Source organism: Saccharopolyspora kobensis (assembly GCF_900108315.1).
GTDB lineage: Bacteria > Actinomycetota > Actinomycetes > Mycobacteriales > Pseudonocardiaceae > Saccharopolyspora > Saccharopolyspora kobensis.
This window is the reverse complement of the sequence record NZ_FNVB01000006.1, coordinates 433,986-460,365: the sequence shown is the minus strand read 5'-3', so window position 1 is coordinate 460,365 and position 26,380 is coordinate 433,986. Positions and strand designations below refer to the sequence as shown.

At 70.9% G+C, this 26,380-nt stretch carries 23 protein-coding genes; 14 read left to right on the top strand and 9 right to left on the bottom strand.

What is annotated here, in order from left to right; genetic code table 11:
* Positions 1-17: 17 nt before the first annotated feature.
* Positions 18-428 carry a VOC family protein gene (locus C4T78_RS22570; RefSeq protein ID WP_093351168.1) on the bottom strand — a complete coding sequence of 137 codons (411 nt, stop codon included), beginning with the start codon at positions 426-428 and terminating at the stop codon, positions 18-20.
* A gap of 35 nt (positions 429-463) precedes the next feature.
* Positions 464-835: a helix-turn-helix domain-containing protein gene (locus C4T78_RS22565; protein WP_235863442.1), complete on the bottom strand. Its 372-nt coding sequence runs from the start codon at positions 833-835 to the stop codon at positions 464-466.
* Between the two features lie 319 nt (positions 836-1,154).
* On the opposite strand from C4T78_RS22565, the gene C4T78_RS22560 reads away from it, so the two are divergent.
* A complete protein-coding gene (locus tag C4T78_RS22560) occupies positions 1,155-2,201 on the top strand; it encodes a methyltransferase domain-containing protein (protein WP_093350773.1) in 1,047 nt (348 codons plus the stop codon).
* Positions 2,202-2,249: 48 nt separating this feature from the next.
* On the opposite strand, the gene C4T78_RS22555 is transcribed toward C4T78_RS22560, so the two are convergent.
* Positions 2,250-3,212: a hypothetical protein gene (locus tag C4T78_RS22555; RefSeq protein WP_093350775.1), complete on the bottom strand. Its 963-nt coding sequence runs from the start codon at positions 3,210-3,212 to the stop codon at positions 2,250-2,252.
* 153 nt (positions 3,213-3,365) lie between these two features.
* Between C4T78_RS22555 and C4T78_RS22550 the strand changes: the two genes are divergently transcribed.
* Positions 3,366-4,193 (top strand): isocitrate lyase/PEP mutase family protein, encoded by an 828-nt coding sequence (locus C4T78_RS22550; protein WP_093351170.1) that lies wholly within the window; start codon positions 3,366-3,368, stop codon positions 4,191-4,193.
* Positions 4,194-4,402: 209 nt separating this feature from the next.
* On the opposite strand, the gene C4T78_RS22545 is transcribed toward C4T78_RS22550, so the two are convergent.
* Positions 4,403-6,328 carry an acyl-CoA dehydrogenase family protein gene (locus C4T78_RS22545; RefSeq protein ID WP_093350778.1) on the bottom strand — a complete coding sequence of 642 codons (1,926 nt, stop codon included), beginning with the start codon at positions 6,326-6,328 and terminating at the stop codon, positions 4,403-4,405.
* Between the two features lie 156 nt (positions 6,329-6,484).
* Here C4T78_RS22545 and C4T78_RS22540 point away from each other — a divergent pair, with 156 nt between their 5' ends.
* A complete protein-coding gene (locus C4T78_RS22540) occupies positions 6,485-7,534 on the top strand; it encodes a MerR family transcriptional regulator (protein WP_093350781.1) in 1,050 nt (349 codons plus the stop codon).
* Between the two features lie 68 nt (positions 7,535-7,602).
* On the opposite strand, the gene leuS is transcribed toward C4T78_RS22540, so the two are convergent.
* A complete protein-coding gene (gene leuS, locus C4T78_RS22535) occupies positions 7,603-10,467 on the bottom strand; it encodes a leucine--tRNA ligase (RefSeq protein ID WP_093350783.1) in 2,865 nt (954 codons plus the stop codon).
* 220 nt (positions 10,468-10,687) lie between these two features.
* The gene (locus C4T78_RS22530) at positions 10,688-11,755 is read right to left on the bottom strand and encodes an esterase-like activity of phytase family protein (protein ID WP_093351173.1); all 1,068 of its coding nucleotides are present in this window, start codon (positions 11,753-11,755) and stop codon (positions 10,688-10,690) included.
* Positions 11,756-11,789: 34 nt separating this feature from the next.
* Here C4T78_RS22530 and C4T78_RS36145 point away from each other — a divergent pair, with 34 nt between their 5' ends.
* The 3 genes from C4T78_RS36145 (at position 11,790) to C4T78_RS22520 (ending at position 13,661) form a co-directional block, all read left to right on the top strand.
* Positions 11,790-12,014 (top strand): hypothetical protein, encoded by a 225-nt coding sequence (locus C4T78_RS36145; RefSeq protein ID WP_143185787.1) that lies wholly within the window; start codon positions 11,790-11,792, stop codon positions 12,012-12,014.
* A 36-nt stretch (positions 12,015-12,050) separates the two neighbouring features.
* Complete coding sequence (locus tag C4T78_RS22525; RefSeq protein ID WP_093350786.1) at positions 12,051-12,464, top strand: SdpI family protein; 414 nt, start codon at positions 12,051-12,053, stop codon at positions 12,462-12,464.
* 231 nt (positions 12,465-12,695) lie between these two features.
* Entirely contained in the window at positions 12,696-13,661 is a 966-nt protein-coding gene (locus tag C4T78_RS22520; RefSeq protein WP_143185788.1) for a magnesium and cobalt transport protein CorA, read from the top strand.
* A gap of 44 nt (positions 13,662-13,705) precedes the next feature.
* Here C4T78_RS22520 and C4T78_RS22515 read toward each other — a convergent pair whose 3' ends face one another.
* The 3 genes from C4T78_RS22515 to C4T78_RS22505 form a co-directional block, all read right to left on the bottom strand.
* Entirely contained in the window at positions 13,706-14,062 is a 357-nt protein-coding gene (locus tag C4T78_RS22515; RefSeq protein WP_093350791.1) for a VOC family protein, read from the bottom strand.
* A gap of 11 nt (positions 14,063-14,073) precedes the next feature.
* Positions 14,074-14,646, bottom strand: a complete 573-nt coding sequence (locus C4T78_RS22510; RefSeq protein WP_093351175.1) for a YqgE/AlgH family protein — start codon at positions 14,644-14,646, stop codon at positions 14,074-14,076.
* A 161-nt stretch (positions 14,647-14,807) separates the two neighbouring features.
* On the bottom strand, positions 14,808-16,298 hold the full coding sequence (locus tag C4T78_RS22505) for a CCA tRNA nucleotidyltransferase (protein WP_093350793.1): 1,491 nt from the start codon (positions 16,296-16,298) through the stop codon (positions 14,808-14,810).
* A 224-nt stretch (positions 16,299-16,522) separates the two neighbouring features.
* Between C4T78_RS22505 and C4T78_RS22500 the strand changes: the two genes are divergently transcribed.
* The 8 genes from C4T78_RS22500 to trxA all read left to right on the top strand — a co-directional run bounded on the left by C4T78_RS22500 (position 16,523) and on the right by trxA (position 26,087).
* Entirely contained in the window at positions 16,523-17,080 is a 558-nt protein-coding gene (locus tag C4T78_RS22500) for an NUDIX hydrolase (RefSeq protein ID WP_093350795.1), read from the top strand.
* Positions 17,077-19,293, top strand: coding sequence for a DUF6049 family protein (locus C4T78_RS22495; RefSeq protein ID WP_177247529.1), 2,217 nt, complete (start codon positions 17,077-17,079; stop codon positions 19,291-19,293). The genes C4T78_RS22500 and C4T78_RS22495 overlap by 4 nt, the downstream gene beginning before the upstream one ends.
* Positions 19,294-19,394: 101 nt before the next feature.
* A complete protein-coding gene (gene murJ / locus C4T78_RS22490) occupies positions 19,395-21,239 on the top strand; it encodes a murein biosynthesis integral membrane protein MurJ (RefSeq protein ID WP_235863444.1) in 1,845 nt (614 codons plus the stop codon).
* A 99-nt stretch (positions 21,240-21,338) separates the two neighbouring features.
* A complete protein-coding gene (locus tag C4T78_RS22485) occupies positions 21,339-22,910 on the top strand; it encodes a protein kinase family protein (RefSeq protein WP_093350803.1) in 1,572 nt (523 codons plus the stop codon).
* Between the two features lie 231 nt (positions 22,911-23,141).
* Positions 23,142-23,750 carry an RNA polymerase sigma factor SigM gene (gene sigM, locus C4T78_RS22480; protein WP_093150732.1) on the top strand — a complete coding sequence of 203 codons (609 nt, stop codon included), beginning with the start codon at positions 23,142-23,144 and terminating at the stop codon, positions 23,748-23,750.
* Positions 23,747-24,535, top strand: a complete 789-nt coding sequence (locus tag C4T78_RS22475) for an anti-sigma factor family protein (protein ID WP_177247530.1) — start codon at positions 23,747-23,749, stop codon at positions 24,533-24,535. Before sigM ends, C4T78_RS22475 begins: the two co-directional genes overlap by 4 nt.
* 208 nt (positions 24,536-24,743) lie before the next feature.
* Positions 24,744-25,730, top strand: a complete 987-nt coding sequence (gene trxB, locus C4T78_RS22470; protein WP_093350805.1) for a thioredoxin-disulfide reductase — start codon at positions 24,744-24,746, stop codon at positions 25,728-25,730.
* Positions 25,731-25,760: 30 nt separating this feature from the next.
* On the top strand, positions 25,761-26,087 hold the full coding sequence (gene trxA / locus C4T78_RS22465; RefSeq protein WP_093350808.1) for a thioredoxin: 327 nt from the start codon (positions 25,761-25,763) through the stop codon (positions 26,085-26,087).
* The last annotated feature ends 293 nt before the right edge of the window (positions 26,088-26,380 follow it).

Here is a 26,380-nt window from a genome sequence, read left to right as displayed (position 1 = left end):
GCCGATCGCGGGACTGGTCACTGCTTCGGCTGGGTGAAGCGGATCCGGTTGCCGAAGGGATCGCGGAGGCCGCAGTCGATGCCGTACGGGCGCTCCGTGGGCTCGTCGGTGAACTCGACTCCCTTGGCCAGCAGGGTTTCGTAGGTCTTCTGGCAGTCGTCGGTGGTCAACCCGAGCCAACCGCCCATGACGCCCTTCGTGATCAGGTCGCGCACCTGCTCGGCGAGCTCTTCGGACATGGCGGGCGGGCCGGGCCGCTCCAGCAGGATCTGCCGTCCGGGGTCGCCGGGCGCGTGGACGGTGAGCCAGCGCATGAAGCCGAGGTCCTGGTCGCTGCCGACCTCCAGGCCGAGCTTGCCCACGTAGAAGTCGTACGCCTCGGCCTGGTCGAGCACGTAGATCTGGGAGAGGGTCACTGCGTTGAACATGGTCACAACGCTATGCGGCCGCACCGCGGGAGTGCTTATCCAGAACTGACCGGTCGCGTCCAGCTCTTGGTGAAGCAGGTCGGGACGCCGGTCGCGCCGCCGCGGTTGCGCTCGCGGTAGTCGGTCGGCGAGACGCCGACGATGTCGTGGAAGGTTCGGCTGAACGTGCCGAGACTGGAGAAACCGACCGCGAAGCAGATCTCGGTGATGCTGCGCGGGTCCTCCCGCAGCAGCCACATGGCGCGCTCCACCCGCCGCCGCTGGAGGTAGCGGTGCGGTGTTTCCCCGAACACGGCGCGGAACCTGCGGTTGAAGTACCCCGGCGAGACGTGCGCGATCTGCGCGAGCGCGGGCACGTCCAGCGGTTCGGCGTATGCGCGGTCCATCGCATCGCGAGCGCGAAGCATCAATCTGTTCGTCTGCTCGGACGCTCGGCTCACGAGGAACATCCAAGCACACGGCGGACATCGCGGCCCCGGGCGAACGGTCGGCTCCGCCGGAAAAATCGGTCGAGCCGCTGCGAACGCGCGCCTAGCATGTCCGCCATGAAGTTCTTCTTCCGATTCTGACGCGACCGCTGGCGGGTTGCGGACATCCCCTCGCCGGCGATGCGGGACGGCTGGTCCGCCGTCCCGGGTCGCGACGTGGGAGAAAACGGATGATCTCCTCCGCACCGGCGCCGTCGCGCGCCGGAGCTGAACCACGTCCTGGCATCGCCGTCGCGCTGTGACGGCCGCGCGCCTGGTGGCGCGATCGGTGCGAGGTGTGGAAACCCTGGTGGCCGCGGAAGTCCGGGCCTTCGGGCGGGTTCGGCGGATCGGGCACCGCGAGGTGTTCTTCGACTGCGCCGAGCCGGTTCCGGAGGTGGCGGAGCTGCGCTGCGCGGACGACGTGCTGCTCGTGGCAGCGGAGCTGACCGGTGTCGGCAGGCGCCGGGCCGACCTTCGGCTGCTGGCGGAAGCCGCCGCGAAGGTTCCCGGACACCGGATGCTGGCCCTGCGGAAGCGCTTCGGCGGGCCGGCGCGGTCGGCGCACGTGGACGTCACGGCGTCGTTCGTCGGACGGCGCAACTACAACCGGTACGACCTGGAGGACGCCGTCGGCGTTCCGCTCGGTGCCGCGTTGGGCGTGCCGTACCGGAGCAGGCGAGGCGGTGTCGCACCGCCGGAAGGCGGATGTTCCTGGCGGGTGACGGTCGTCGACGACCGAGCCGTGCTGGCCCTGCGGATCGGCGCCCGCCCGGCGCACCGGCGGGAGTACCGGCAGATCTCGCGTCCCGGCAGCCTGCACCCGCCGCTGGCGAGCGCTCTGGTCCGGCTGGCCGAGCCGTTCGACGGCGCGCGATTGCTCGATCCGTGCTGCGGAACCGGCACGATCCCGATCGAAGCCGCCCTGAGCAGGCCTTCGCTGTCGGTCATCGGCTGCGACCGGGACCCGCGGGCGGTGGCCGCCGCGGCCGTCAACGGCAGAAGCACCACCGGGCGCTGGGCGGTGGCCGACGCCGGCCGGCTGCCGGTGGCGACGGGATCGGTGGATCTGGTGGTGAGCAATCCGCCGTGGGACCGCCAGATCCCGCCTGCCGGGGTGCTCGCACGCGAGCCCGCGCGGTTCTGGCGGGAGCTGCGCCGGGTCCTGCGGCCGGGTGGCCGCGCGGTCCTGCTGCTGCCGGAACCCGACCTGGGCGGCGCGGGAACAGCCGGGCTCGCGCTGCTCGACCGGCGGCCGGTGAGCCTGTTCGGCTCGCACCCGGAGGTGGTCCGGCTGCGAGCCTGATGGGAAAGGAGAACGGCGGCCCGTGGGGTGCTCGGGCCGCCGCTTCCGTCAGGGGTTCGTCACCGCCGAGACCGTGCCCTTGTGCAGGTTCTTGATGACGTTGCGGGCGTCGGGGTACTTGTACGAGCCCGACTCGAACAGCAGGAAGGCCTGGTCGCCGTACCGCGCGATGCCCTCCGTCATGCTCGGCGCGCGATAGCACTTGGTCGACGGGATGTCGATGTCGGTCGCGCCCTTGTCGACCACGTAGAGGTTGCTGCGGTTGGTGCGGCCGTAGGAAGTGCTGTAGACGAAGTGGTCCTCGGTGACCATCAGGCCCTGGGTCTTCATCGGGACCTCGTAGGTCTTCTGCTCGGTCAGCGAGCCGTCGTCGCCGACCTTGTACGACTGCATGGTGCCGCGGCCGGTCTCGTTGAACTTGCCCGCGTAGAGCGTTCCGCCGTCGGAGGTCAGGAACGACGCCGCGGTGACCTTCTGGGCCTCGCCGGTCTGCTTGAGGTACGGGGTGCCGCTCTTCTTCATCGCGTCCCGCAGCTCGGTGAGCTTGTACTTGCGGATGGTCGGCGTGCTCCCGGACGGGCGGCCCTGCACGAAGGCCCAGCCGTTGCTGACCGCGATGCCGCCGACGTGCGATTCGGCGATGGCGACCGTGCCGACGTGCGCGCCGGTCTTCGGGTCGATGCCGATGATCAGCGCGTCCTGGCCGGACTTCCCGTAGGAGGTGACCAGCAGCAGGTCCTTGCCCGCGCCGTCCCAGCCGGTCCAGGTCGCCAGGCCCTGCGGCGTCGAACTGCCCAGCTCCGGCACCGCAGGCCCCTTGCCGAAAGCCTTGTCGTAGACGTGCGAAGCCGACGGGCCGGGGTAGAACGGGCCCTGACCGCTGGCCGCGGACGCGCACTCGATGCTCGGGCTGACAACGCCTTCCGCCGCCGCTGTGGACACCGCGGCGGTGCTCAGCAGGAGCGCGGCGCTCAACGCGGCGGTGGTGACCTTCCGGAGCAGGGGTTTCATCGTGCCTCGCAACCATCTCGGCATCGGCTCGTCCCAGGTGTGACGCACGCGAGCCGGATCGGTTCCACGTCGATCCATCTTCATCCGACCGGAGGAGTTGAACGCGTCGGAAATACGCGAGCCGGCGGGAGCCGGGCCTGCTTGACTGTGATCATGACGATCTCCCAGCACGACAAGGCGGAGCGGTTCCACGCCCTGCACCGCGCGGAAACCCCGCTGGTCCTCGCCAACGCCTGGGACGTGGCCAGCGCGCGGCTGGTCGCCGACGCCGGGGCGGCAGCCGTCGCCACCACCAGCGCGGGCGTCGCCTGGAGCCTCGGTGCGCCCGACGGCGACCAGCTCGACCGGCAGCTCGCCATCGACCTCATCGCGCGCGTCGCCGCAGCGGTGGAACTCCCCGTCACCGCAGACATCGAGAGCGGTTTCGCCGACACCCCGGACGGTGTCGCCGAAACCGTCCGGCTGGTGCTGAACGCGGGCGCGATCGGCGTCAACATCGAGGACAGCACCGGCCCGGCGCTGCGGCCGGTCGACGAGCAGGTCGCCCGCATCGCCGCCGCCCGCTCCGCGGCGGACGCGGCGGGAATCCCGTTGTACGTCAACGCCCGGACCGATCCGTTCCTGCGGCCGGTGCACGACGACCCGGCGGAGCGGCTGCGCGATGCGATCGATCGGGCGGCCGCCTACGTCGAGGCCGGTGCCGACGGGATCTTCGTGCCGGGCACCACGAACCTCGGTGTGATCGGCGAACTCTCGGCCGCCATCGACCGGCCGCTCAACGTGCTGGCCGGGCCGGGAGCTCCGGCGGTCGCGGAGCTGGCCGCGGCCGGTGCGTCCCGCATCAGCATCGGCGCCGCGCTGGCCCAAGCCGCGTACGCCGTGGCACAGCGGGGAATCCGCGAAGTCCTGACCACCGGCGGCTACGAATCGATCGCGGACGCCCTGGACTTCCGCGAGCTCAACGCCCTGCTCCAGACCTGATCCCCGACCACCGACACCCCACCCAGCGCAACCGGCGGGAAGACTCCGGCAATTTCAATGGAAATCACACCCGAGATTTCAATTGAAGTTGCACACCTGGTCGGCGTGTCGGGCGCCCGACGCGCCGACGGAGTGTCGGGATCTAGGCGATTTCAATGGAAATCAGACGTCTGATTTCCATTGAAATCGCACCGCCCCGAGCCCGGGCCTTACGAGCGGAGGGTTCGGTCGTGGGCTTGCTGGGCCTGCTGGCGGTCGGCTTCCGCTCCGGTGGCGATCGGGGCGGTGAGCCACTGGCGCGGGAGGTTGAACGCGGTGACCAGGTCGACCGCGTGCGGGCGGAGCTGGGCGCACAGGTCGTTGACCGCCTCGGTGATCGCCTTCGAGCGGCGCGGCGAGATGCGCTCGTGCTCGAGGAACCAGCCCCGGTCCTCCTCGATGGTGGAGAGCACGTAGAGGTCGCACACCTTGTTCAGCAGTGCCGCGGTCTTCCGGTCGCGGCAGCGCTCGATCGCCGCGACGAACGCCTCCAGCACCAGTCGATCCACGTGCACCCGGCCCGCGCGCAGCACGTGGTCCTGCGCGCTGTTGAACACCTCGAAGGCGTTGCTGCGGTTGGACTTCCGCAGGCGGCGGCCGAGGCCGTCGAGGACGTGGCGCTCGCGGTCGTCGAACATCTTGAGCTGCCAGCCGCGGTCGAGGATGTCGTCCTTGCCCGAGGCATCGATGATCCGCTGCACCAGCGAGCGCGTCGCGGTCCGCTCGATCACCGAGCCGACGAACTGGTCGGCCAGGAACTTGGCCATGCCGAGCGTGCCGAGGTCGTCGAACTGGTCCTTGTAGTTGGTCAGCAGCCCCTTGGCGACCAGCTGCAGCAGCACCGTGTTGTCGCCCTCGAAGGTGGTGAAGACGTCGGTGTCGGCCTTCAGCTGCGCCAGCTGGTTCTCCGCCAGGTAGCCGGCACCGCCGCAGGCCTCGCGGCAGGTCTGGATGGTGCTGGTGGCGTGCCAGGTGGTGATCGCCTTCAGCCCGGCCGCGCGGGATTCCAGCTCGCGCTGCGCCCGCTCGTCGTCCGAGCCCTCGTGCAGGCTCGACACCAGCTCCTCCTGCGCGAAGTGCAGGGCGAAGGACTTGGCCAGCGCGGGCAGCAGTTTCCGCTGGTGCGCCAGGTAGTCCAGCACCACGACCTCGTCCTCGGTGCCGGGACGGCCGAACTGGCGGCGCGCGTCGCCGTAGCGCAGCGCGATCTCCAGCGCGAGCTTGGCGGCGCTGCCCGCGGTGCCCGCCACCGAGACCCGGCCGCGGATGAGGGTGCCGAGCATGGTGAAGAAACGCTTGCCCTTGCTGGCGATCGGGCTGCTGTAGGTGCCGTCCGGGGCCACGTCGCCGTAGCGGTTGAGCAGCGCCTCGCGCGGCACGCGGACCTGGTCGAAGACGATCCGGCCGTTGTCCACGCCGTTGAGCCCGGCCTTGCGCCCGCAGTCGGTGATCTCCACGCCGGGCAGCGGATTGCCGTCCTGGTCGCGGATCGGCACCAGCAGCGCGTGCACGCCGTGGCTCTCGCCGCCGGTGATCAGCTGCGCGAAGACCACCGCCATGCGGCCGTCGCGGGCGGCGTTGCCGATGTACTCCTTGCGCGCCGCCTCGTGCGGCGTGTGCACCACGAACTCCTGCGCTTCCGGGTCGTAGGTGGCGGTGGTGCGCAGGTTCTGCACGTCCGAGCCGTGGCCGGTCTCGGTCATCGCGAAGCAGCCCGGCAGCTCCAGGCTGATGATGTCGCGCAGGTAGCGCTCGTGGTGGCGCTCGGTGCCCAGCGCGACGACCGCCCCGCCGAACAGTCCCCACTGGACGCCGGACTTGACCATCAGCGACAGGTTGCCGGGCAGCATCTCCAGGGACACCACCGAACCGCCGGTGTCGCCGCTGCCGCCGTGCGCGGTCGGGAACCCGAGGGCCGGGACGCCGGTCTTGGCCAGCTGGCGCAGCTGTTCGAGGGTGTGCGCGCGGTGGCTCTCGGTGTCGAGGTCGTCGGCGGGCGCCAGGTCGATGCCCTCCAGCGCCTCCCGGACCTGGTCGCGGACGTGCGCCCAGCGCCCGTCCAGCAGCGTCGTGAGCTCGCCTGCGTCGAATGCCATCGCGGCCTCCACTCGTCGGTACCGACTGCTCCAAGCGTAGTTACCGACGAGTAACCCCGCCATGTGAGCTACCTCGCCGACCGCGTTTGACCTTCACCTTGGGGAAAGCTGCAGAGTCCGGCCACCGGGCGGCGGACCCGGCACGAGGAGGGAATCGTGGACGAACTGAGCATCGGCGATTTCGCGCACGCGTCGGGCCTGACGCCCAAGGCGCTGCGGCTCTACGACGAGCTCGCGCTGCTGCCACCGGCGCACGTCGACCCGCGCACGGGCTACCGGACCTACGTCCCGGCCCAGCTGGCGACGGCGCAGCTGGTCGCGCGGCTGCGCGCGCTCGGCATGCCGCTGGCCAGGATCCGGGTGGTGCTCGACCTGCCACCGCTGGCCGCGGCCGCGGAGATCTCCTCGTACTGGCGCCAGATCGAGGCCGAAACCGCGGCTCGCGGCGAACTGGCCGCCGCCCTCGTCGAGGAACTGTCCAGAAAGGACGCTGAGATGACCAGGATGCCGGAGCTGGAACTGCGCCACGCCGCCCGCACAGACCGCGGGTTGGTGCGGCGGAGCAACGAGGACGCGGTGCTCGCGGGCACGCGGCTGTTCGCGGTAGCCGACGGATTCGGCGACCAGGGCGCGGGACGAGCAGCGCTCGCCGCGCTCGAACCGCTCGACGCCGAAGAGCCCGGCGATGACCTGCTGAGCGTGCTGGGCGGCACGACGGGCGAAGCGCAGCGGGCCGTCGACGATGTCGCGCAGGATCACGCGGGCACCACGCTGACGGCCATGCTGTGGTCGGGGACGAGCTTCGCCCTGGCGCACGTGGGCGACTCGCGCGCGTACCTGCTGCGCGGGAGCGAGCTGACGCAGATCACCCACGACCACACCTTCGTGCAGTCGCTGGTGGACGAGGGCAGGCTGACCCCGGAGGAAGCGGCGGCCCACCCGAAGCGCGCCCAGCTGCTGCGCGCGCTGGTCCGCGGCGGCGCGGTGGAACCGGACCTGCACCTGCGCGAAGCGCGTGCCGGAGACCGGTACCTGCTCTGCTCGGACGGTCTGCACGCGGTGCTGGGCGAACAGGCCGTGCACGACGTCCTCGGCTCAGCCGCCGACCCGCAGGAAGCGGTCGACAGCTTCGCGCAGCAGGTTCACGACGCGGGAGCTCCCGACAACATCGCCTGCGTCGTCATCGACACCGCGGCGCGCGCCTGACGTCAGCGGCACGAAGGCCGTGAGCGGTTTGGGGTGCCACAGCGCCCCAAACCGCTCACGGGCGGAACTCAAGCGACGACGTTGACCAGGCGGCCCGGGACCACGATGACCTTGCGCGGTTCCTTGCCGTCCAAAGCCGCGACGATCTTCTCGTCGGCCAGCGCCGCGGCCTTCACCGCGTCCTGGTCCGCCGATGCCGGCACCACGACGCGGGAGCGGACCTTGCCGTTGACCTGGATCGGGTACTCCGCGGTGTCCTCGACCAGGTACTGCTCGTCGGCCACCGGGAACGGCCCGTGCGCCAGGCTCTCCGCGTGCCCCAGCCGGGACCACAGCTCCTCGGCCAGGTGCGGCGTCAGCGGCGCGACCATCAGCACCAGCGGTTCCACCACCGAGCGCGGCGTGCCCGCCGCGGCCGAGTAGGTCTTGGTGATCCGGTTGTTGAACTCGATCAGCTTCGCCACCGCGGTGTTGAACCGCAGCTCGGCGTAGTCCTCGCGGACCCCGGCGATGGTCTTGTGCAGCGCGCGCACCACCTCGACGTCCGGTTCCTCGTCGGTCACCCGCAGCTCACCGGTGTTCTCGTCGACGACGTTGCGCCACAACCGCTGCAGGAACCGGTGCGAACCGACGACGTCCTTGGTCGCCCACGGCCGCGAGGAGTCCAGCGGTCCCATCGCCATCTCGTACAGCCGCAGCGTGTCCGCGCCGTAGCTGTCGACCATCTCGTCCGGGGAGACGGAGTTCTTCAGGCTCTTGCCCATCTTCCCGTACTCCCGCCGGACCTCCTGGCCCTGGTAGAAGTACTTGCCGTCGCGCTCCTCCACCTCCTCCGCCGGGACGTAGACGCCGCGCGAGTCGGTGTAGGCGTAGGCCTGGATGTAGCCCTGGTTGAACAGCCGCCGGTACGGCTCCTCCGCCGACAGGTGCCCCAGGTCGAACAGCACCTTCTGCCAGAACCGCGAGTACAGCAGGTGCAGGACCGCGTGCTCCATGCCGCCGATGTACAGGTCGACGCCGCCCGGGTCGCGCGGGCCGTGCAGCTCGGGCCGCTTGCCCATCCAGTACTGCTCGTTGGCCGGGTCGACGAACCGCTCGGAGTTGTCCGGGTCGATGTAGCGCAGCTGGTACCAGCAGGAACCGGCCCACTGCGGCATCACGTTGGTGTCCCGGTGGTAGTGCTTGAGCCCGTCGCCCAGGTCCAGCTCCAGGTTCGCCCACTCGGTGGCCTTGGCCAGCGGCGGCTCCGGGCGGCTGTCGGCGTCCTCCGGGTCGAAGGTGCGCGGCGAGTAGTCCTCGACCTCCGGCAGCACCACCGGCAGCTGGTCCTCGGGCAGCGCCTGCGGCAGGCCGTCCTCGCCGTAGACGATCGGGAACGGCTCGCCCCAGTAGCGCTGCCGGGCGAACAGCCAGTCGCGCAGCTTGTACTGCACGGTGCCGCGGCCGTGGCCGTGCTCCTCCAGCCAGCTGATGATCGCCTTCTTGGCGTCGTCCAGGTCCAGGCCGTTGAGGTCCAGCCCGATCTCCGGGTTGGCGGAGTTGATCCGCGGGCCGGAGCCGGTGTAGGCGCCGCCGTCGAAGTCGGCGGGCGGCTGCACGGTGCGGATGATCGGCAGCCCGAAGACCTCGGCGAACTCGTGGTCGCGGGTGTCCTCGCCGGGCACCGCCATGATCGCGCCGGTGCCGTAGCCCATCAGCACGTAGTCGGCGATGAACACCGGGATCTGCTCGCCGTTGACCGGGTTGGTGGCCCAGGCCCCGGTGAAGACGCCGGTCTTCTCCCGGTTCTCCTGGCGGTCCAGGTCGGACTTCATCGACGCGGCGCGCCGGTACTGCGCGACGGCCTCCGCCGGGGTGGCCGCGCCACCGGTCCAGCGGTCGTCCGCGCCCTCCGGCCACGCCGCCGCGGTCAGCTCGTCGACCAGCGGGTGCTCCGGGGCCAGCACCAGGTAGGTCACGCCGAACAGCGTGTCCGGGCGGGTGGTGAAGACCTCGACGCGCTGCGCCGAGCCGTCCAGCGGGAACACCACGTTCGCGCCCTGCGAGCGGCCGATCCAGTTCCGCTGCATGGTCTTGACCTGCTCCGACCAGTCCAGCCGGTCCAGGTCGTCGACCAGGCGGTCGGCGTAGGCGGTGATCCGCATCATCCACTGCTTCAGGTTGCGGCGGAACACCGGGAAGTTGCCGCGCTCGGTCAGGCCGTCGGCGGTGACCTCCTCGTTGGCCACCACGGTGCCCAGGCCCGGCGCCCAGTTGACCGGCGCCTCGGAGACGTAGGCCAGCCGGTGCGAGTCGATGATCTCGCGCTGCTCGGCGCGGGTCAGCTCGGCCCACGGGCGGCCGTCCGGGGTCGCGCGCTCGCCGTTGGCGAACTGCTCCTCCAGCTCGCCGATCGGCCGCGCCCGGCCCGCCTCGGTGTCGTACCAGGCGTTGAAGATCTGCAGGAAGATCCACTGCGTCCAGCGGTAGAACTCGATGTCGGTGGTGGCGATCCGGCGGCGCTCGTCGTGGCCCAGGCCCAGGCGGCGGATCTGGCCCAGGTAGCGCTCGATGTTCTGCTCGGTGGTGGTCCGCGGGTGGGTGCCGGTCTGCACCGCGTACTGCTCGGCGGGCAGGCCGAAGGAGTCGAAGCCCATGGTGTGCAGCACGTTGTGGCCCAGCATCCGGTGGAAGCGGGCGTAGACGTCGGTGCCGATGAAGCCCAGCGGGTGCCCGACGTGCAGCCCGGCGCCCGAGGGGTAGGGGAACATGTCCTGGATGAACAGCTTGTCCTCGGGCACGTCACCCTTGAGCGCCCCGGCGGGGTTGGGCGCGTGGAAGGTGCCGCGCTCCTCCCACCGCTGCTGCCACCGCTGCTCGATCTCGACCGCCGTCTCCGCGGTGTAGCGGTGCTGCGGAACCTCTTCGGTCGAGGTCTCTGCCTGGCCACTCATCGGTTTGTGTCCTTCCCTGCCTATCGCCCTCGAACGCGCGAGTCGTGCGCTCCTAGTGTGCCGCCTGCGGAAAATGGAAAACCCCCCAGGCCCTGCCGGGCATGAGGGGTCGCCGCGCTGACGTCGCCTAACGGACGGTCAACGCGGCCTCGCAAGAAGCAGCCTCGCGGCGCACATGCACCCAGGGTAGCCGAAGACGCCAAGCGGTTTGCCCGTCAGCTCACCGGAGGGCGAGGGTGATCAGCTGGGTGGTCTGGGTGGGGGAGAAGTTGTCGTCGCTGACCAGGACCAGGCTGCGGCGGCCGTCCGGCAGCCACGGGCCCCAGGTCATGCCCTCCACGTTGTCCACCGTGCTCAGGTCGAAGTCGCCCAGGTCGGCCACCAGCTCCTTGCGCAGCGGGCGGACGTCGGCGCCGGCCAGCGAGTCGACGTCGCGCACGTCGGTGGCGCTGCGCGGGTTGACCCGGTAGAGGCGGACCGAGTTGCCGACGCCGGTGACGAACGAGCGCTCCAGCACCAGGTGGTCGCCTCCCCGGTCGGCCAGGATCGCGGTCACGCCGTTGTTGGCGAAACCGCCGGTCGGCGACTCGGCGAACACCGGGTCCAGCGGGTAGGCGTACTGTCCGAGGACGCGGCCGTGGCGGGTCTGCACGGTGATCCGGGACAGCGCGCCGTGCTCGGCGGTCGGCGACTCGCCGTCTTCGATGAGCGGGCCTTCCATGGCGCTGACCACCAGGGAGCCGCCCTGCGCCAGCGTCAGCCCCTCCAGCACCTCGTTCTGCTTCGGGCCGGTCTCCGGCCGCATCCGCAGGTTGTCGGCGATCGGCAGGTCACCGGCGAAGGAGCCGTCCGCCTTCGCGCGGCGGACCGTCGGGTCGATCAGCTGCTGGGCGCGCTCGCCCTCGCTGGTCCACCAGATCTCGCCGGTCCACGGGTCCCAGCGCACGTCCTCGGGATCCACGGTGCCCTGCGGGTAGGTGGTGCCGTCCGGGCGCAGCAGCGGGTTCGTGCCGGTCAGCCGGAACTCGCCGGCCTCGAAGCGGCCGGTGTAGATCCGCGCCGGCTGCTTGTCGGAGCGATCGTCGCTGATCAGCACCCATTCCCCGGTCTGCGGGTTGTAGTCGATCCCGGAGAGCCCGCCGACGGTGGTGCCGTCGAACTGCATCGCGTGCGGCAGGGTGGTCTCGCCGACCAGCTCGACCCGGTCGGGCCCGGCCGTCGCCGGGGCCGCGGCCGCGACCAGCAGCCCCGCGGCCAGCACCCCGCTCAGCGCAATTTTCTTCGCCATGCGCCACAGCACACCCGATCAGGGTGTCCGGCAGGTGGCGATCAAGTTGCGCCTCGACCCCCGGCGCAGCGCAATTTCAATTGAAATCGCATCCGACGTCGGCGTGTCGGCCGCCCGACACACCGACGGCTGCGGGTACCTGCCGCAATTTCAATTGAAATCAGCCCGCCAATTTCAATTGAAATTGCGTGTTCTTGGCGGGACGGAGCGCGGTGGGGGAGGTTCGGGGGGCCGCGGGGTGGTCGTAGCCGCACCGTGACGCAGGTCAAGTCCGGTGTTCTCCTACTCTGGTGGGGTGCTCGCTGTTCAGGTGATCCTCTGCGCGATCTTGGTCCTCGGCGGAGCGGCGCTGATGCTGCTCGGCTTCCGGGGGCTGCGGGGGCAGCTTCCCCGCAACCGCTACGTCGGTGTCCGCACTCCCGCCGCCATGAGCAGCGACCAGGCGTTCGAGGTCGCCAACCGCGCGGCGGGGCCCGCGATGCTGGCCGGTGGCGCGGCGGCCGTGCTGGCCGGTGCGTCGCTGCCGATGCTGGCCTCGACGTTCTCCGTGGTGATGATCTCGGTGTTCGGCCTGGTGGGGGCGTTCGTCCTGATGACCGCCGGCGGCGTGCTCGGCAACCGCGCCGCCGAGGCGATGCCCGCTCCGGCTGCGGCCGGTGGTTGCAGCGGCTGCGCGGGTGGCTGCTGCAGCGCCCTGCCGCGCGGCTGACCGCGACACGGCCCGGCAGCGCACGCCTGCCGGAGGCCGGGGACGAGTTCGACACCGCCAGCGGACGGATTCCAACAGGGGGCAGATCGACGCCCCCGGTGATCACCGCGTTCTCGATGGCGATCACCGGTTGCTGGCCGGTGCGCCGGGAGAAGGGCCGCCAGCCGGTCTCGTCGAGCGCGGCGGCTGCGGTGCTCGCCGGGCCACCGCCCGCGTGGCACCGTGCTCATCATGCTGAGGTGCACCCGCTTCCACGCCGGCGGTTCTTCGGCGATCGCCGATGAGGACGTGCTCGACTCCCTGCGGAACGTGCCGGAAGACGGCTTCGTGTGGCTGGAGGTGCCACCGAGCAGGCTCGACGTGCTGCGCGATGCCGCCCGGGTGCTGGACCTCCCGCGGCTGGCCGTCGAGAACGCCGCGCACGACCACCAGCGCGCCCGGGTCGAGCACTACTCGAACTGCGAGCACGTCGTCCTCAAGGTGCTCGGCTACACCGAGGCGACCTCGGCCGTCAGCACCGGCGAGGTGACCCTGTTCCTGACCCCGAAGGTGCTGGTCACCGTCGTGCAAGGCACCGGGGACCCGGCTGCCGAGGCGCACCGCCGCGCCGCTGACCACCCGGAGCTGCTCGGCGCCGGGCCGCGCGCGGCGGCCTACCTCATCGCGGACACCGTCGTCGACGCCTACCTGTCCATCTCCGCCGAGCTCCGCTCCGACCTCACCGGGCTGGAGCACCGCGTGTTCGCTCCCGGCCGGGACGACGTGACGCCGGATCTGTACGCGCTGAAGCGGGAGGTCCTGGAAGCGCGCGACGCCGTGGAGCCGCTGCTGCCGGTGGCGCACCGGCTGGTCCAGCCGGACAACGGCGAGCCGGGGCTGCTCCGCCAGCACTTCCGGGACGTGGCCCACCACGTGCTCCGGGCCGGCCGCGAGCTGCAGTCCTGCGACGAGCTGCTGACCTCGGTGCTGGACGCCCAGTTCTCGCGGGCCGGTCTCTGGCAGAACGAGGACATGCGCAAGATCTCGGCGTGGGGCGCCATCGCGCTGGTGCCCACCATCGTCGGCGGGATCTACGGGATGAACTTCGAGCACATGCCCGAGCTGCACTGGGGGCTCGGCTACCCGCTGGCGATCGCGGTGATCGTCGGCGTCTGCGGCGGGCTCTACGCGGCCCTCCGCCGCAACCACTGGCTCTGAGTTGTCCACAGGCCTGTGGACAACTGCCAGAACCTGGGGACAACTCAGCCCTGGGGCAGCTCGGTGTAGAAGCTGAGCCGGTTGCCGTCGGGATCGGCGAAGTCGAAGTAGTCCACCGCGCCGGGGACGTGCTCGAGCGCTCCGACCTCGACGCCGAGCCCGGCCAGCCGCTCCCGCTCCGCCGCGACGTCGGCGACGTCGAAGCGGGTCACGACCTCGGCGCCGGAGCGGGCGGTCGGCTCCTCGCCGAGCTGCAGCCAGATCGAGCCGAGCCGGAACTCCACCACTCCGTCGGCCGGTTCGAGATCCGGCTCGGCGAGGTCGAACACGCGCTGGTACCACTCCACGGCGCGGCGCAGGTCGCTGACCGGCATCCCGACCGTCACGCTTCGCAAGTCCATGCTTTCCCCGTTCAGTTCAGGCGGACGTCTCCGGGGTGGGTGGCGAGGAACGCCAGCGGCGGCCCCTGGCGGCGCAGGACCCGGCCCCACAGCTCGGCACCCGGGTCGGCGATCACGTCGTCCGGCAGCGCGGGCACCACGATCCAGTCGCCGCGCTCGATCTCGCCCGCCAGCTGGCCGGGCTCCCAGCCCGCGTACCCGGCGAAGAAGCGCAGCCCGCGCGCCTTCGGCACCAGGTCCGCCGGATCGCCGTCGAGGTCGACCAGCCCGACCGGGCCGCGGACGCCGACCATGCCGGAGACCGTCCCGGTGTCCTCACCGGCGCGCAGCGCGGCCAGGCAGATCGCGGTGCGCTGCTCGACCGGGCCGCCGACGAACAACGACTGCGGCTCGCTCGCGTGCTCGCCCCACTTCGGCAGCACCTCGCCCACGGTGACCTCGCTCGGCCGGTTCAGCACGACGCCCAGGGTGCCCTCGGCGCGGTGGTGAATGACGTACACGACGGTCCGCCGGAAGTTCCGGTCGAGCAGCTGTGGGGCGGCGACGAGCAGCGTCCCCGGTTCCACGTCCGCGTCTGATCCCACCTGCACATGATCTCACTGGTTGCCCGTGCACGGACCCACCTGGACCGAACATTGCCGCACCGGCCGCCGAAATCTGCAGCACTCAATGCTCAGCAGTCACAGCTAACAGCGAGAGTTAACACGCAGTATTACTACTGAAGCTCTGACCTGCGGATTCCCGATCAGGGAACGTCGATGCCCTGCTCGCGGGCCCACTTGTAGAGCTCCTCGACAGCTTCCTCGTGAGACATCGGCCCGCGGTCGAGGCGCAGCTCCTTCAAGTGCTTCCAGGCCTTGCCGACCACCGGACCGGGCTCGACGCCGAGCAGCCGCATGATCTCGTTGCCGTCCAGATCCGGCCGGACCTTCGCCAGGTCCTCCGCCGCCTCGATCCGGGCGATGCGCTCCTCGAGATCGTCGTAGGCGCGCTGCAGGCCCGCCGCCTTGCGCTTGTTGCGGGTCGTGCAGTCGGCGCGCACCAGCTTGTGCAGCCGGGGCAGCAGCGGGCCCGCGTCGTTGACGTAGCGGCGCACCGCCGAGTCGGTCCACTGTCCGTCGCTGTAACCGTGGAACCGCAGGTGCAGGAACACCAGGTCGGCGACCTGGTTGATCACGTCCTTGGGGTAGCGCAGCGCGCGCAGCCGCTTGCGGGCCATCTTCGCGCCGACCACCTCGTGGTGGTGGAAGCTCACCCCGCCGCCGGACTCGAAGCGCCGGGTGCCGGGCTTGCCGATGTCGTGCAGCAGCGCGGCCAGCCGCAGCACCAGGTCCGGTTCGCCGTCCGGGTCCGCCGCGCGCTCCAGGTCGATCGCCTGGTCCAGCACGGTCAGCGAGTGGCTGTAGACGTCCTTGTGCTGGTGGTGCTCGTCGATCTCCAGCTTCATCGCGGGCACCTCGGGCAGCACGTGATCGGCCAGCCCGGTCTCCACCAGCAGTTCGACACCGCGCCGCGGGAACTCGCCGCACAGCAGCTTGGACAGCTCGACCTGGACGCGCTCCGGGGTGATCCGGGCGATCTCGGCGGCCATGTCGGTCATCGCCCGGACCACCCGGTCGCTGGCGGTGAACCCGAGCTGGGAGACGAACCGGGCGGCGCGCAGCATGCGCAGCGGGTCGTCGGCGAAGGAGTCCTCCGGGGCGGCCGGGGTGTCCAGCCGCCGCGCCGCCAGGTCGGCCATCCCGTCGTGCCGGTCGACGAACGTCCGGCTCGGCAGCTCGATGGCCATCGCGTTCACGGTGAAGTCGCGGCGCACCAGGTCGCCGTCGATGGAATCGCCGAAGGCGACGTCGGGGTTGCGACCCACCCGGTCGTAGGTGTCGGCGCGGAAGGTGGTGATCTCCACCGTCGTCCCGTGCCGGTAGGCGCCGAGGGTGCCGAACTCGATCCCGGTGTCCCAGATCGTCTCGGCCCAGCCGTTCAGCAGCTCGCGGACCTGCTCCGGCCGGGCCTCGGTGGTGAAGTCCAGATCGGTGCCCAGCCTGCCCAGCAGCGCGTCCCGCACGCTGCCGCCGACCAGGAACAACCGGTGCCCGGCAGCGGTGAACCGCTCGGCGAGCTCCTCCGCGACGGGTGCGACCCGGACGAGCTCGACCACGGCGTTGCGCTGCGCTTGGCGCTCGCGCGCCTGCAGCTCGGCGGACGAAGCGGGGTCGTGGTGCGAAGGAGAGGACACGATTTACCAGGATATCGGCCGCCGCACGACGCCCGAGCGACGGCATGTCCGCCCGCGAGCGTTTCGCCGCGCTACGGCGCTCCAACACGCTCAAGGCCCATGAGCAGCCAAAACGGGCCCCGCCGCCGAAGCCCGCGGCGCATTCAGGTGACCTCGGTGATTCCGCCACCCGCACCGCCACGCAAGTCGGCCGCTGGAAACACGCACGCACTACCATCGGCTGCATGCCCCCGTCGCCCGGCCGCTCCGGCGGTGCTCAGCCGGGGCGTCGGAACCGACGCCGGCGGCGCAGGCTGCGGACCGTCGACGAGACGTCCGCGGGCGGGCTGGTGGTCAACGGCAGCGAAGAGCGCGCTGCGATCATCGGGAGGCTGGACCGCAAGGGCCGACTGCTGTGGTCGCTGCCGAAGGGGCACATCGAGGCCGGTGAGACCCCGGAGCAGACCGCGGTGCGCGAGGTCGCCGAGGAGACCGGGATCATCGGTCGCGTCGTGAACCCGATCGGCACCATCGACTACTGGTTCGTCGCGGGCAACCGGCGCATACACAAGACCGTGCACCACTTCCTGCTGGATGCGGTGGGCGGTGAGCTTTCCGACGAGGACGTGGAGGTCACCGAGGTGGCGTGGGTGCCGCTTGGTGAACTGGACGAGGTGCTGGCCTACGCCGACGAGCGTCGGCTGGTGCGCCGCGCGCTGAGCATGCGCGGCGACGGTGCGGACGGGGCGGGCGATCGGCTCGGGGCCCGTCCGGTGCGAGGTAGCGGGACGGAGCCGGGTTGAGGTTTCTGCTGGCCGCGATGGTCGCGGTGCTGGTTTTCGCAGGTCTCCCGGTGGCCTTGGCGCCGCCGGCCGCGGCGCAGGGCGACAGCCCCGCCCATCTTGACGTGACGAAAGTCACCCCGTCGGTGGTCGCGGACGGCGGCCCCGGCGAGGTGGTCATCTCCGGCCGGTTGACCAACACCGGCGACACCCCGATCAACGGCATCGAGGCCCGCGTCCAGCGCGGCAACCCGGCCACCAACGAACCCGCCGTGCAGCGCGCCATGCGCAGCGCCACCCCGACGGTCACCGAACCCGCGTTCACCTCGGTCGCGGACGGCCTGGCTCCCGGCCAGCGGATCGACATCGAGCTGCGCATCCCGCTGACCGGCCCGAACTCGCTGCAGCTCACCCAGCCCGGCGTCTACCCGCTGCTGGTCAACGTCAACGGCGTGCCCGCGGTGGGCGGCCGGGCGCGGATCGCCGAATCCCGCTTCCTGCTGCCGGTGCTCAGCACCCCGGGCAGTCCGGCGCCGCCGCCCGCGCACCCCACCGAGGTCAGCATGCTGGTGCCGCTCGTCGACTACCCGCGGCTGGTGCGCGAGCCGCTGCCCGGCATGCGCCCGGTGCTGGTCGACGACACGCTGTCCACTTCGCTGGCGCCCGGCGGACGGCTGCACGACCTGCTGCAGGCGGTGGCCGACAGCGCGCCCGCGGGCTCGCCGATGGGCAGCGCGCTGTGCTTCGCCATCGACCCGGACCTGCTGATCACGGTCCGCGCGATGCAGACGCCGTACCAGGTGCAACAGCCCGACGGCAGACTCGCCGACGGGATCGGCACCGGTGCCGCGAACCTCTGGATGAGCAAGCTGCGGGAGGTCACCTCGGGCCGGTGCGTGATCGCGCTGCCCTACGCCGACGCCGACGTGGCGGCGCTCGCCCGCGCCGGGCTGCCCGACCTGGTAGACATCGCGCTGGACGGCGCCGACCTGCTCAAGGACAAGAACGTGCTGGGTGTCGAACCGCGCAGCGTGCTGTGGCCGGTCGAAGGAGCGCTGGCCGATCCGGCGAGCGGCGACCTGCCCGGCACCGCGCTGCTGGAGCCGCAGTCGTTGAACATCCCGGCCGGCTCGCTGGACCCGGTGCGCATCCGCGGCCGCGACATGACCGCCATCCCGATCGACCCGCTGATGACCAGCGCGCTCGACCCGCTGCGCGACACCGAGAGGAAGACCACCGATCTCTCGCCGCCGGTCGCGCAGCTGGAGTCGGCGCAGAACGCGCTCGGCGCGCTCACCTTCCGGGCGACCCAGGGCTCCGTCGGCGACGCCACCTCGGTGCTGGCGCCGCCGCGCCGCTGGAACCTCCGCGGCGACGACTTTCGCGAACTGCTCGACGGCATGCGGCACCTCACCGAAGCCGGTCTGATCCGCCCCCGCTCGCTGCCCGAGCTCGACCCGGCGACGCTGCCCGAGGCCGACCTCAGCTACCCGGTGGAAGCCGGTTCGGCGGAGATCCCGCAGCCGGTGTTGAAGCAGCTGGCCGAGCAGAACTTCAAGGTCGGCGACCTGTACCGGTCCTCGGAGCGGGACCCGGCCTCCGACGTGGAGCGCGGCCGGATCACCACGCCGCTGGTCAACGGGCTGCTGCACGCCGCGTCCAGCGCGTGGCGCGGGAACCCGGGCGCCGCCGAGCACTGGGTGCGGCTGGCCACGGGGACCGTCGAGGAGATCTTCGGCATGGTCCGCATCGAGGAGTCCTCGACCCAGCTGGTGGGCGCCTCGCCGGACAGCCCGACGCCGCTGACCGTGGTCAACGACCTGCCGATCACGGTGGGCGTGGTGTTCCACATCCCGCAGGTGCCGGGCGTGCAGGTGCAGACCGACTTCGGCGGGTTCGGCACCGTCCCGGCCAAGTCGCGGCGGGTGTTCTGGTTGCAGACCACGGCGCAGCGCGCCGGGACCTTCACCCTCGACGTCAAGGTGAGCACCCAGGCCGGCACCCAGTTCGGTGAGACGAAGCGGCTGACCTACAAGTCCGGCAACTACGGACCGCTCATCCTGATCATCACCCTGAGCGCGGCGGCGCTGCTGGTGCTCATGTCCGCGCGCCGGATCTTCAAGCGCCTGCGCGCCAGGCAGCGGCGGCGCGCGGCGGAGCAGTCCGGGGAGACCCCGGACACACCGGAAACCGCGCAGGTCGCCACCACTGAAGGTGATCGAAACCCGGGCTGAGATCCTGGGCGGAACGCCGTGCCATCACACTTTCGGGGCGGCGCACCGCGTAATCGACAGGATCGGGCGGGCAACTCCCGCGCGGGCGAAGGATTGAGGCAGTGAACCGAGACAGGGATGCCGGGCGGATGAGCGGTCGCGCACCGCACCCCGGGACGCGCCCCACCGAGCCGATCCGGCGACCGGCCACCGCCCCGCGCCCGGGACCACCGCCCGTCCACGGCGGGTGGCACGTCGCCGAGACCCAGCCGATCCCCGCGGTCCCGCCGGAACCCGGCATGGACCAGGCGGCCGAGCAGGCCGCCGAGCAGACCCAGGTGATCCGCCCGGTCTCGCCGGGCAAGGGCAAGCCGTCGCTGCTCAAGGCCAGCGGTTCGATGGCCATCGCCACCCTGATCAGCCGGATCACCGGCTTCCTGTGGAAGCTGATGCTGGCGGGCGTGGTCGGCTTCGGCGTCGTCAACGACTCGTTCAACGTGGCCAACACGCTGCCGAACATGCTCTTCGAGCTGCTCATCGGCGGCGTGCTGACCAGCGTCGTGGTGCCGGTGCTGGTGCGCGCCCGCAAGGGAGACGCCGACGGCGGCGAGCGGTTCGTGCAGCAGCTGATGACGCTGGCCGCCGTGGTGCTCGCCGTGGGCACGCTGCTGGCGATGGTCGCCGCTCCGCTGCTGACGATGGCGCTGGTCTCGGACTCCGAAGCCTCGAACCGGGCGCTGGTCACCGCCTTCTCCTACCTGCTGCTGCCGCAGATCTTCTTCTACGGGCTCAGCGCGCTGGTCGGCGCGGTCCTGCAGTCCAAGCAGATCTTCAGCCCACCGGCCTGGGCTCCGGTGGTGAACAACCTCGTCGTGATCGCCACCATCAGCGTGCTCGCGCTGATGCCGGGAGCGATCTCGGAGGACCCGGTCTCGATGACCGACCCGCAGCTGCTCGTGCTCGGCATCGGCGTCACCCTCGGCGTGTTCTGCCAGGCGCTGGTGCAGCTGCCCGCCTTGCGCCGCACCGGGTTCCGGATGCGCTGGCGCTGGGGCTGGGACCGCAGGCTCTCGGAGTTCGGCGGCCTCGCGCTGTGGATGCTCGCCTACGTCGCGGTCAGCCAGGTCGGTCTGATCGCGCTGAGCCGGGTGGCCACCGACAACGCCAAGGGCGCCTGGTCGACCTACAGCTACGTGTGGATGCTGCTGCAGCTGCCGTACGGCGTGATCGGCTTCTCGATCATGACCGCGATCCTGCCGCGGATGAGCGCCGCCGCCGCGGACGGCGACTACCAGCGGGTCATCGACGACCTGTCGCTGGGCAACCGGCTGTCCACCGTGACCCTGCTGCCGGTCAGCGCGGTGATGACCGCGCTCGGCGTGCCGCTGTCGCTGGCGCTGTTCGCGGTGAAGTCCGACATGTCCGGCCAGGCCACCACGCTCGGGCTGGCGCTGGCCGTGTCGGCCTTCGGCGTCCTGCCCTACGCGTTGACGATGATGCAGATGCGCACGTTCAACGCCCTGAACGACGCGCGCACCCCGACGCTGATCGTGACCTTGATGACCGCGGCCAAGGTGCTGATGGCCGTCGCGCTGCCGCTGGTGCTGGAGCCCGACCAGATCGTGTTCGGCCTTACCTTCGTGAACTCGTTCACCTACGTCGTCGGTTGGCTGATCGGCGAGATCTGGCTGCGGCACCGGCTCGGCGCGCTGGGCAGCCGCCGGTTCACCAAGACGCTGGCGAAGACGTTGGTGGCGTCGGTCGCGGGTGGCCTGCTGTGCTGGGCGAGCACGCTCGGCGTCGACGCGCTGATCCCCGGGCCGCCGGGTCTGGGCACCGGCTGGCTGCAGCTGCTGGTGGGCTGCGCGGTCGGTTTCGCGGCGATCTTCGGGCTGATGTCGATCCTGCGAGTGGCCGAACTGCAGCCCGCCATCGGACGGCTCACCGGTTTGCTGCGTCGTCGCTGACTTTCGCGTCACGTACCCTCGGTGTCGAAGTCTCCTCCTGTGCGGGGAAGAGGGGTGGTACGCATCCCCTTGCGGACCGGGAGGAGCGGGAGAGGGAAGGTGACCAGCAAACCCACCGAGCAGATCGCTGCGGACCGCGACGATTCCGGCGACGAGGGTTCGGCCGAGCAGGCGCTGACCCCTGGCCGGGTGTTGGACCACGGCCGATACCGGCTCCTTTCCCAGGTCGGCGTGGACGATCGCTGCAACGCCCAGCTCTGGCGCGCCAAGGACGGCGTGCTGGGCCGTGATGTCGCACTGACGATCCTCGTCGGCGACCGCTCGGAGGCCGAGGCGGCTTCCAACGCGCGGCGCACCTTGGAACGCGCGATGCACGCGAGCACCTTCAACCACATCGGCGTGGCCCGAGTGCTCGACGTCGTCACCCAGTCCTCGAACGATCCGGAGGGCGTCCTCGGCATCGTGATCGCCGAGTGGACGCACGGCACCGATCTGCTCGACCTGGTCGCCGAAGGCCCGCTGCCGCCCGGCACCGCGGCCCGGCTGCTGCAGCCGCTGGCCGCCGCGGTCGAGGCGGCGCACCACGCCGGGCTGGTGCTCGGCGCCGACCACCCGCAGCGGATCCGGGTGACGCCGGACGGCGAGATCCGGATGGCCTTCCCCGGCCCGATGGCCAAGGCCACCTCCAGCGACGACGTGCGCGGCCTGGGCGCCGCGCTGTACCTGCTGCTCACCGGCCGGTGGGCGCTCGGTGACGCGCCGGAAGGACTGCCCACCGCACCGACGGGGCCGGACGGCACCATCGTCGCCCCGCGCACGCTGCGGCCGACCGTTCCGCTGGAGCTGTCCACCGTGGCGGTGCGCGCGCTGGGCAACCCGGACGCCACCGGTACCACCGGCGGTGTCCGCACCGGCGCTGCGGTGCTCCGCGTGCTGGAGCAGCACGCCACCTACGAAACGCCGAGCACCAGCGGTCAAGGTGCTTCGAGCAGTGAGAGCAACGAAGTCTGGCGCCGGGAGGATCCCAAGCCGGACGAGGCCAAGCGCAAGAAGCTGATGGTCAGCGTCGGCGTGCTGGCGGTGGCCACCCTGCTGGTCGTCGCCTGGATCGCGACCTCGCTGATCGGCGTGTTCACCGAGTCCGGCCGCGACAGCGGCACCGGACAGGTCATCGGTGAGACCGGCAACCACCCGGGCGGCCAGGAGCAGCCCCCGCCGGCGCAGGCCACCCCGGTGCAGATCACCGGCGCGGAGTCGTACAACACCAACGGCACCCCGGACACCCCGGGCCGGATCCCGTACCTGTTCGACGGCGACCCGGGCACCTACTGGGCGACGGCGGACTATCGCCAGCAGCTGGGCCCGGGCGGCATCAGCAACGGCACCGGCGCGGTGCTCACGCTCGCCCACCCGTCGGTGCTGCAGGAGCTCGTCGTCGACTCGCCGAGCGCGGGGGCGAAGGTGGAGGTCCGGCAGGTCAACGGCACGCAGAACCTGGGCGACACCAAGGTGATCGGCCAGGGCGTGCTGACCGCGGGGGCGACCACGATCAAGCTCAGCCCCGACTCGGCGTCGCAGGAGATCCTGGTCCTGATCACCCAGCTGCCGTCCAGCGGCGGCGGGTTCGGCGCCCGGATCAACGAGGTGAAGGTGTCCGGCAGCGCGGCCTGACCAGGCCGGGCCCGCTGACCGAAGCTGCGAAGGCGCTTGCCCCGCCCTCGCAGCTCGCCGCCGCCCGCGGGTTCTCAGGTGTCGTCCGGCGAGGACAGCCCGTCACCGTGCACCGGACGGGATTCCGCTGCCAGGCGGCGTCTGAGGTGCCACCTGGCGCACCGCTGCGCAAAACCACCCGATGACAGGTTGTGTCCCTGTTCGAACTCACGATCAGTAAAGTGCTGACTCGTGTCTGTCCCCGTGAGATCGGACGCCGACCTCATCGCGGCGCATACCAACGGAGATCCGCACGCGTTCTCCGAGCTCTTCCGCCGACATCGGGATCGGCTGTGGGCTGTTGCGCTGCGCACCATGCGCGACCACGAAGACGCCGCCGACGCGCTTCAGGACGCGATGATCTCGGCCTTCCGAAACGCCTCGTCGTTCCGCGCCGAATCCCAGGTGACCACCTGGCTGCACCGGATCGTGGTGAACGCCTGCCTGGACCGCATCCGGCGCAGGCAGGCCCGCCCGACCGTGCCACTGCCGGACACCGGTCCCGCCGAGCCGGCCGTGCCCCGAGACGCCATCGCCGAGCAGGACACCAAGATGGCGGTCCAGGACGCGCTGGCCGAACTCCCCGAAGACCAGCGGTCGGCGATCGTGCTGGTGGACGTCGAGGGCTACTCGGTGGCCGAAACGGCGTCGATCTTGGGCATTGCCGACGGCACCGTGAAGAGCCGTTGCGCACGGGGACGGGCCAAGCTCGCCAAACTTCTGGGACACCTGCGGAACCCAAGTGCAGATGCGAACGTCCCAGATGACGCGATGGCCATGCGTCGACGGGAGGGACGATGAGTGGCGAACACCGGCGCACGGGGGCGCCGCAGGGGCCACCGTGGTCTCTGGACCTGCTAGCCGATCTCCACGCGGGAGTGCTGGACGAGCAGACGGCTGAGGAGCTCCGCAGCCAGGTCCAGGACGACCCGGAGGCAAGGGAGATCCTGGCGGCGTTGGACGCCACCAGCGCGGAACTCGCAGAGCTGCCGCCGCTGACGATCCCGGACGATGTTTCGGCTCGCATCGACGCAGCGCTCGAGAACGAGGTCCGGGCCTGGGCCGAGCAGCAGCAACCGGCGGTTCCGGCCGCCGAGCAGGGCGGTCAGGTGATCGACTTCGCGGCTGCGAAGCAGCGCCGCCGCCGGCGCTTCACCCTCGGTGCCGGGATGGTCGGCGTCGCCGCGGCGGCGGCTGCCGTCGTGTTCTCGGTGCTGCCCGCCAACACCCAGAGCTCGACGCCGCAGGCCCAGCAACCGCCGAGCCCGGCACCGAGCGCGAAACCACCGCTGGCGCTGCAGGGCGGCCAGGTCAGCCTCAACGGCCAGCAGTTCGCCGATGCGCTCAACAGCAACCAGTACCTCGGCTCGCTCAGCGATCCGCAGCAGCTCCTCGGTTGTCTGCAGGCCAACGGCGTGACCAGCGGAAAACCGCTCGGCGCGCGGGAGATCACGCTCGACGGCAAGCCGGCCCAGCTGATGGTCCTGCCGGCCGGCGCACTCGGCGAGTTCCGCCTCTTAACGGTCGCCCCGGACTGCGGTCCGGACAACCCGGCCAAGATCTCCGACAGCACCTTCGGCGGCTAGCGGCGCACTGCGCGGGAGGTGGCGTTTCCACGGGAAGCGCCACCTCCCGCGCATGCCCCTCCCAGCCCCCACCTGGTGGTACGGGGCGCTTCGCTGTGCCCTGGAGCACCGGCTTCGGTTGATCGGGAACAGAGCCGAATAGGATCGCGTTGTGCCGGATACGGTCGCGCGCCGAGCGCGGCGGGGACGCTACGACGGAAGGGGCGCGGTGACTGGCGACGTCCGCAACGTGATCATCGTGGGCTCGGGCCCGGCCGGGTACACCGCAGCGGTGTACGCCGCGCGGGCGGAACTCGAACCACTGATCTTCGAGGGAACCCAGTTCGGCGGTGCGCTGATGACCACCACCGACGTGGAGAACTACCCCGGCTTCAAGGACGGGATCATGGGTCCCGACCTGATGGAGCAGATGCGTTCCCAGGCCGAGCGCTTCGGCGCCGAGCTGCGCGCCGAGGACGTGGAGCGCCTCGACCTGACCGGCGAGGTCAAGACCGTCCTGGCCAACGGCGTGGAGTACCGCGCCAAGGCGGTCATCCTGGCCATGGGCGCCGCCGCCCGCTACCTGGGCGTTCCGGGCGAGGAGCGGCTGCTCGGCCACGGCGTGTCCGCCTGCGCGACCTGCGACGGCTTCTTCTTCCGCGACCAGGACATCGCCGTGATCGGCGGCGGCGACTCGGCGATGGAGGAGGCCACCTTCCTGACCCGCTTCGCGCGCTCGGTGACGATCGTCCACCGCCGCGAGGAGTTCCGCGCCTCCAAGATCATGCTGGAGCGCGCCCGCGCCAACGACAAGATCAAGTGGCTGACCAACGCGGCGGTCACCGAGGTCGTCGGCGACGGCAGCGTCAGCGCGCTCAAGCTGCGCGACACGGTCACCGGCGAGACCTCCGAGCTGGCCGTGACGGGCATGTTCGTGGCCATCGGCCACGACCCGCGCAGCCAGCTGGTGCGCGACCAGGTCACCGTCGACGACGAGGGCTACGTGCAGGTCCAGCAGCCCACCACGCACACCGGCATCCCCGGTGTGTTCGCCGCGGGCGACCTGGTGGACCACACCTACCGGCAGGCCATCACCGCCGCCGGTTCGGGTTGCTCCGCCGCCATCGACGCCGAGCGCTGGCTCGCCGAGCACGACACGCCCGCCGCTGAGACCGTCGCCGAGCTCGTCGGCGGCGGGTACGGCCCGGCGAACTGAGCTGACTCGACCAACAAGTAGGGAGATGAAATGGCCGGCAACACCGTGACCGTCGACGCCAAGAGCTTCGAGGCCGACGTCCTGAAGAGCGACAAGCCCGTGCTGGTGGACTTCTGGGCCACCTGGTGCGGCCCGTGCAAGATGGTCGCCCCGGTCCTGGAGGAGATCGCCGCCGAGCACGGCGACAAGATCACCATCGCCAAGCTGGACATCGACCAGAACCCCAGCATCTCGCGCGACTACCAGGTGATGTCCGTCCCGACCCTGCTGCTGTTCAAGGACGGCGAGCCGGTCAAGCAGATCGTCGGCGCCAAGCCGAAGGCCGCGCTGCTCAACGACCTGGCCGACTACCTGTGAGGTCGCGCGCCGCGCGGGGTCTGTGAAATCGGACTCGATCCGAGGCAACCGAATAACGCGGTCCCGCCGTCATGTCGATATGACAGTGACGGCGGGACCGTGTTTTTGCGCACCAGGAGAGATCGCGCACCCACGCACCGTTGTCGCACGTCCGCCCGGTGGCCGTGGGCCGCAGCGCCGAGTCCCGGCGCACAAGGCACAATTACCCGACGGGTTCGAGTTCTGCGACCCGCCACGCGAACCCGACAGCGGGACGTACCCGACCATCCTCCGCGCCGGTGCACCCGGCGCCT

Bases quoted from the DNA above. Each gene is read 5' to 3' on its own strand.
- C4T78_RS22475 (WP_177247530.1), top strand. From the start codon at position 23,747: ATGAGTGGCGAACACCGGCGCACGGGGGCGCCGCAGGGGCCACCGTGG.
- C4T78_RS22500 (WP_093350795.1), top strand. From the start codon at position 16,523: ATGCCCCCGTCGCCCGGCCGCTCCGGCGGTGCTCAGCCGGGGCGTCGG.
- C4T78_RS22545 (WP_093350778.1), bottom strand. From the start codon at position 6,328: ATGGCATTCGACGCAGGCGAGCTCACGACGCTGCTGGACGGGCGCTGG.
- C4T78_RS22530 (WP_093351173.1), bottom strand. From the start codon at position 11,755: ATGGCGAAGAAAATTGCGCTGAGCGGGGTGCTGGCCGCGGGGCTGCTG.
- C4T78_RS22515 (WP_093350791.1), bottom strand. From the start codon at position 14,062: ATGGACTTGCGAAGCGTGACGGTCGGGATGCCGGTCAGCGACCTGCGC.
- C4T78_RS22555 (WP_093350775.1), bottom strand. From the start codon at position 3,212: ATGAAACCCCTGCTCCGGAAGGTCACCACCGCCGCGTTGAGCGCCGCG.
- C4T78_RS22570 (WP_093351168.1), bottom strand. From the start codon at position 428: ATGTTCAACGCAGTGACCCTCTCCCAGATCTACGTGCTCGACCAGGCC.
- C4T78_RS22550 (WP_093351170.1), top strand. From the start codon at position 3,366: ATGACGATCTCCCAGCACGACAAGGCGGAGCGGTTCCACGCCCTGCAC.
- trxA (WP_093350808.1), top strand. From the start codon at position 25,761: ATGGCCGGCAACACCGTGACCGTCGACGCCAAGAGCTTCGAGGCCGAC.
- C4T78_RS22520 (WP_143185788.1), top strand. From the start codon at position 12,696: ATGCTGAGGTGCACCCGCTTCCACGCCGGCGGTTCTTCGGCGATCGCC.
- leuS (WP_093350783.1), bottom strand. From the start codon at position 10,467: ATGAGTGGCCAGGCAGAGACCTCGACCGAAGAGGTTCCGCAGCACCGC.
- C4T78_RS22565 (WP_235863442.1), bottom strand. From the start codon at position 835: ATGCTTCGCGCTCGCGATGCGATGGACCGCGCATACGCCGAACCGCTG.